The 5,163-nt window shown below is 65.1% G+C and carries 7 protein-coding genes; 2 read left to right on the top strand and 5 right to left on the bottom strand.

Annotated features, from left to right (window positions below; translation table 11 throughout):
- The 3 genes from groEL to WEB61_RS05285 all read right to left on the bottom strand — a co-directional run.
- On the bottom strand, positions 1–668 hold a 668-nt coding region (gene groEL, locus WEB61_RS05295; protein ID WP_368063287.1), incomplete at its 3' end, for a chaperonin GroEL.
- Between the two features lie 90 nt (positions 669–758).
- Positions 759–1,076, bottom strand: a complete 318-nt coding sequence (groES, locus tag WEB61_RS05290; RefSeq protein ID WP_368063286.1) for a co-chaperone GroES — start codon at positions 1,074–1,076, stop codon at positions 759–761.
- Positions 1,077–1,275: 199 nt separating this feature from the next.
- Positions 1,276–1,998: a hypothetical protein gene (locus tag WEB61_RS05285; RefSeq protein WP_368063285.1), complete on the bottom strand. Its 723-nt coding sequence runs from the start codon at positions 1,996–1,998 to the stop codon at positions 1,276–1,278.
- A 75-nt stretch (positions 1,999–2,073) separates the two neighbouring features.
- Between WEB61_RS05285 and aat the strand changes: the two genes are divergently transcribed.
- The gene (gene aat / locus WEB61_RS05280) at positions 2,074–2,958 is read left to right on the top strand and encodes a leucyl/phenylalanyl-tRNA--protein transferase (RefSeq protein WP_368063284.1); all 885 of its coding nucleotides are present in this window, start codon (positions 2,074–2,076) and stop codon (positions 2,956–2,958) included.
- On the opposite strand, the gene WEB61_RS05275 is transcribed toward aat, so the two are convergent.
- Positions 2,948–3,550 (bottom strand): TetR/AcrR family transcriptional regulator, encoded by a 603-nt coding sequence (locus tag WEB61_RS05275; protein WP_368063283.1) that lies wholly within the window; start codon positions 3,548–3,550, stop codon positions 2,948–2,950. The two genes, aat and WEB61_RS05275, sit on opposite strands and share 11 nt — an antisense overlap.
- Before the next feature lie 17 nt (positions 3,551–3,567).
- Positions 3,568–3,801 (bottom strand): hypothetical protein, encoded by a 234-nt coding sequence (locus WEB61_RS05270; RefSeq protein WP_368063282.1) that lies wholly within the window; start codon positions 3,799–3,801, stop codon positions 3,568–3,570.
- A gap of 130 nt (positions 3,802–3,931) precedes the next feature.
- On the opposite strand from WEB61_RS05270, the gene WEB61_RS05265 reads away from it, so the two are divergent.
- Entirely contained in the window at positions 3,932–5,074 is a 1,143-nt protein-coding gene (locus WEB61_RS05265) for a DSD1 family PLP-dependent enzyme (RefSeq protein WP_368063281.1), read from the top strand.
- Positions 5,075–5,163 lie beyond the last annotated feature (89 nt).

Raw genomic sequence — 5,163 nt, 5'->3', positions numbered from 1 at the left:
TCGTGCAGCAGGATCAGCGGCTCTTCGAGCTCGGCGATCATCTTGTCGGCATTGGTGATGAAATAGGGCGACAGGTAGCCGCGGTCGAACTGCATGCCTTCGACGACCTCGAGCTCGGTGTCGAGCGACTTGGCTTCTTCCACCGTGATGACGCCTTCATTGCCGACCTTGCCCATCGCTTCGGCGATCATCGCGCCGATTTCGCTTTCGCCGTTGGCCGAAATCGTTCCGACCTGCGCCACTTCGTCGTTGGACTTCACCTTCTTCGAACGCTTCGTGATGTCCTCGACGGCCACGCGAACCGCGATCTCGATACCGCGCTTCAGGTCCATCGGGTTCATGCCGGCGGCAACCGCCTTGGCGCCTTCGCGCACGATCGACTGCGTCAGCACGGTCGCCGTGGTGGTGCCGTCGCCGGCCGTGTCGTTGGTCTTGGAAGCGACTTCCTTGACCATCTGGGCGCCCATGTTCTCGAACTTGTCTTCAAGCTCGATTTCCTTGGCGACCGTCACGCCGTCTTTCGTCGAGCGCGGCGAGCCGAACGACTTTTCGATCACGACGTTGCGGCCTTTCGGGCCCAGCGTCACCTTCACCGCATCGGCGAGAATGTCGACGCCGCGGATCATCTTCTCGCGGGCCGAGCGGCCGAATTTGACTTCCTTAGCCATTTTTCCTTGGTCCTTCTGAATTCATGAAACGGAACGATCGGTCGCAAGGGCCCAACAAAAAAGCCCGCGACCGGAATCCGGTAGCGGGCCTTACGCGGCGGCCTTCTTCTTGCTGGCCGCGCCTTCCAGCACACCCATGATGTCGGACTCTTTCATGATCAACAGATCTTCGCCGTCGATCTTGACCTCGGTGCCCGACCACTTGCCGAAGATCACGCGGTCGCCGGCCTTGACGTCCGGCGCGATGATCTTGCCGTCATCGCCGCGGGCGCCCGGGCCCACCGCGACCACTTCACCCTGCGAGGGCTTCTCTTGCGCCGTATCGGGGATGATGATCCCGCCGGCGGTCTTGGCTTCTTCCTCGAGCCGTCGAACAACGACGCGGTCATGCAGAGGACGGAATTTCATCTCTGGCTTCTCCTGTGTCTCAAACCGCTAATGCGCGGAAAATTCTTGATTTTTTGGCCCTGTTAGCACTCGCGACGGATGAGTGCCAAGGCGCTGTGGACAAATAGGAGCCTCAAGCCCCCCTGTCAAGCGGGGCAGGGCCGGTATCCTCCCATTTTCCCTGTCTTGTTTTACCCGCGATGCGTTCCGCGGGCCGGGCTCAGGCCATGGACAGCGTGGCGCCGCCATATTGCCGTTTGAGGTGCCCCGGAAGGCCGGTCACGAAAAGCGTGGCGCCGGCGATCTCCATGCTCTCCTCGACGATAAAGGCGGCCGTGTAGGCGAGGCTCTGCTCGCCATAAAGCGTCAGCAGATAGCCGCCCGCCATCTCCATGCCGAGCGCGCCGCCGACGAAAAGGAGGCCCGCCACAAGGAAAACGAGCTTTGTCCGGCCCGGCTGGGCAAGCAGGAAGGGGATATAGGCAAGCCCCACCAGGCCCACCAGCACCGCGCCGGGGATGACCCAGCCGAAATGGAAGATGCCGCTGAGGCCCAGCGCCTCGCGCAAAGGTTCGATGGCAAGCTCGTGAACGCCGGTCGCCTCGTCGGCCGAAAGCCCGGCAAACATGATGGCGAGTACCGCCCAGTGAAACAGATAGCGCTCGCCGTTCCGTGCCGCCGAAGCGGTAACGACGGCCAGGAGCCCCGCCGCCGAGATCAGCAGCAGCGAGGAGTACCAGGCCGGCAGGCAATACTCGGCATTGAGCGCGATATGCCGCAAATCCTCCAGCAGCGTCTCCGTCCCGAAACGGAACACAAACCATTCGCGGAAAATCCCGGCCGCGACGACCGCGAAAGACGCCGCCCACAAGACCGCCGAGAGGCGGGCAGGCTTCAGCGTCAGGACATTGTCCTCGCTCGAATGACTGTCGCTTGACGTCATGGCTCGCTCCCCTGGTCTGGCGCTGCGCGTGGCCTCGCTCTTGAATGAAAAGCGGGAGCAATATGGAGGCCAGCCTTGCACGCGCCCGAATGGTTCAAAACGAGACGATTGCCGCTGCCGGGCCTGCTGCGGCCGGCGGTCAACGGCGCGCTCGGGCTTGCCTGGGCCCTGATGCCGCCGCGCCTCTTGCATCCGCTGGGCTTCGCGCGGCTCGCCCTCGAACGGCTTCTGGGCCGCCGCCGCGGCCTTTTTACGCGCCCCCCTGAGGAGGCGCTGGCCCTGCCCGACGGGCTCGTCGACATAGGCGGGCCGATGTCGGTCGACCGCCTGGTCGCGGCCTATGCGGCCGGCATCTATCCCTGGTGCCACTTGCCGCCGCAGAAATGGTGGGCGCCGTCGCGCCGCGCCGTCCTCTTCCTTGCCGAAAGCCGCATCGAGAAAAGCCTGCGCCGCGTGCTGCGCCAGGGCCGCTACCGCGTCACCTTCGACACGGCCTTCGAGGAGGTCATGCGGGCCTGCGCCGCGCCGCGCCCCGGCCGCCATGCGCTGACCTGGATTTCGCCGCGTTTCATGGCCGCCTACCGCGCGCTCCATTGCGCTGGCCACGCCCATTCGGTCGAGGTGTGGGATGGAGACGGCAATCTCGCCGGCGGGCTCTACGGCGTCGCCTCGGGTGGCGTCTTCTTCACCGAAAGCCAGTTCGCGCGGGCGCGCGACACCTCGAAAATCGCCTTCGTGACGCTCAACCGTCACCTCGCCGAATGGGGCTTCACGCTCAATGACGGCAAGCACATGACCGCCCATCTGGCGGCGCTGGGCCTGCGCGAGATCGGGCGCGAGGAATTCAATGCGATCCTGAAAGCCGGCAGGGTGGCGCGGCCGCCCGCCCGGTGGCGCGTCGACCCCGCGCTCGATGTCGCCGGCTGGGAGCCGGCTGCCTTGTGCCTGCTTAAGCCCTGAGGCCCCGGAGCGTCAGCCGCACGATCGCCGCAAGCCGCGTTTTGAAGGTGGCCTCGTCGGGCGACTTCTCGGCGCCATAGGCGGCCGCGATCAGCACGTCCACGGCCCCGTCCTGGCTCAGCCCCACCGCCTTCGGGTTGAGGGCGCCGCACGCCGTTCCCTCGCGCACGAGCTTCAGCACCGCGTTGCGGAACTGCTGCGTCACCGGCTCGAAATAATCGTTGGAGAGGCGGCTGCTCGATTCCATCAGCTCCGCCGCATGCGGGCTCGACAGCACCCAGCGATAGGCAAAGCCGAACTTCGCTTCCATCAGCGCCATGAGCTTCGGTTCGAGCGGCAGGTCGAGCGCCTCGGCCGCCGTCACGCCTTCGGCGATCTGGGCCGCCAGCGATTGGCATATCGCCTCGAACAGCTCGTCCTTGCTTTTGAAATAGAGGTAGAGCGTGCCCTTGGCGACGGCGGCGGCCCGCGCGATATCCTCCATCGAGGTCCGCCGGTAACCGTAATGGCGAAACAGGTCGAGCGCGGCCGTGAGAATGATCTCCCGCTTGTCGCTTCCCGCTGCCTTTTGCGCTGCCTGTGCCTTTGCCATGATCTTTCGTTTCGTGCCTATCTCCGGATGGAGAAGGCGCAGTTGCGCCCGGCGGCGATAACGACGGTACGCACCGTCTCGCCGCAATTGTAATAGCAGTATTTGCGCGCGCCCGCCCGTTGCTGGCCGCTGAGCGAGCAGGTTCCCTGCGCCATTTGCTGCGGCGCGGGTATCTTGCTCATTTCGGGCTCCGGCGCCCCGGCCGAAAGCGAGGCCAGCACCATCAGCGCCGGCAACGTGATCGATTCCATTTTTACACCCCCGTATAAAACCCGAACTGGCCGACCCTAACATATTGCATGGGGCCTGCCGCAATTCCCCTGTTTGTATGCCGCCCGCGCTGCACTTAGGATGCGCCCCGCACATCAAGGGGAGAACGGCATGCACGGCGCATTGGAAACGAACAGGGCCCTCATTGGCAAGCCGGGATCGCGCGCCCGTCTCGCCACGCCGGCGCTCGTGCTCGACCTCGACGCCTTCGAGCGCAACGTCGCGCTGATGGCCGAAAACTGCAAGGCGGGCGGCCTCGATCTGCGGCCGCATGCCAAGACGCATAAATCGGTCACGGTGGCGAAGGCGCAGATCGCGGCCGGGGCCTTGGGCGTCTGCTGCGCCAAGCTCGGCGAGGCCGAAGCCATGGCTGCAGGCGGCATTGACGGTATCCTCATCACCTCGCCGGTGGTGACCGCCCAGGGCATCGAGCGCCTGACGGCGCTCAACGCGAAAATTCCGGACCTGATGGTCGTGGTCGACAATCCGGTCAATGTCCGCGCGCTCGCCGCCGCCGCGGCGGAAGCGGGCCACCCGCTGAAAATCCTGATCGATCTGGATGTCGGCCTCCACCGCACCGGCATCCGCCCCGGCGAGGATGCACTGGCGCTGGCCGAGCTGGTCGACGCGGCCGACAAACTGGAATTGAAGGGCCTGCAGGCCTATGCCGGCCACCTGATGCATATTCACGACTTCGTCGAGCGCCGCGAGAAGTCGCTGGCGGCGATGCAGGTGCTGGGCGATATGCGCGATACGCTGAAGGCGAAGGGCCTGCCCTGCGACATCGTCTCGGGCGGCGGCACCGGCACCTACAATATCGACCCCGAGGCAAGCGTGCTGACCGAGCTGCAGGGCGGCTCCTACATCTTCATGGACAAGCAATATAACGACGTCGCGCTCGGCAACGGCGCAAGCTTCCCCTTCGAAACCTCGCTTTCGGTGCAGATGACGGTGGTTTCCGCCAACACGAAGAACCTGGCGACGACCGACGCCGGCTTCAAATCCTTTTCGACCGACGCCGACCCGCCCGTGCTGCTGTCGGGCGCGCCGGAAGGGGCCGGCTATTTCTTCTTCGGCGACGAGCAGGGCGGCATCCTGCTCCCCGACGGCGCAAAACTCGAAATCGGCAGTACACTGACGGCCATGACCCCCCATTGCGACCCGACCGTCAATCTCTACGACGCCTACCACGTCGTCCGCGGCGACACCCTCGTCGACATCTGGCCGATCGAGGCGCGCGGAAGAAGCGCATGAGGGCACGCCCCATGCCCGTCGGTCCTCCCCGTGCCTCTCCCCATTCGTCTTTGCCGGACTTGATCCGGCAATCCAGAAGCCGCCGCAAG

Origin of the sequence: Parvibaculum sp. (assembly GCF_040882025.1) — a bacterium.
GTDB lineage: Bacteria > Pseudomonadota > Alphaproteobacteria > Parvibaculales > Parvibaculaceae > Parvibaculum.
This window is presented reverse-complemented; position numbering and strand designations above follow the sequence as displayed.

Excerpts from the sequence above, each read along its gene's own strand:
- WEB61_RS05270 (WP_368063282.1), bottom strand. The coding sequence starts at position 3,801 with ATGGAATCGATCACGTTGCCGGCGCTGATGGTGCTGGCCTCGCTTTCG.
- groES (WP_368063286.1), bottom strand. The coding sequence starts at position 1,076 with ATGAAATTCCGTCCTCTGCATGACCGCGTCGTTGTTCGACGGCTCGAG.
- WEB61_RS05265 (WP_368063281.1), top strand. The coding sequence starts at position 3,932 with ATGCACGGCGCATTGGAAACGAACAGGGCCCTCATTGGCAAGCCGGGA.
- WEB61_RS05285 (WP_368063285.1), bottom strand. The coding sequence starts at position 1,998 with ATGACGTCAAGCGACAGTCATTCGAGCGAGGACAATGTCCTGACGCTG.
- WEB61_RS05275 (WP_368063283.1), bottom strand. The coding sequence starts at position 3,550 with ATGGCAAAGGCACAGGCAGCGCAAAAGGCAGCGGGAAGCGACAAGCGG.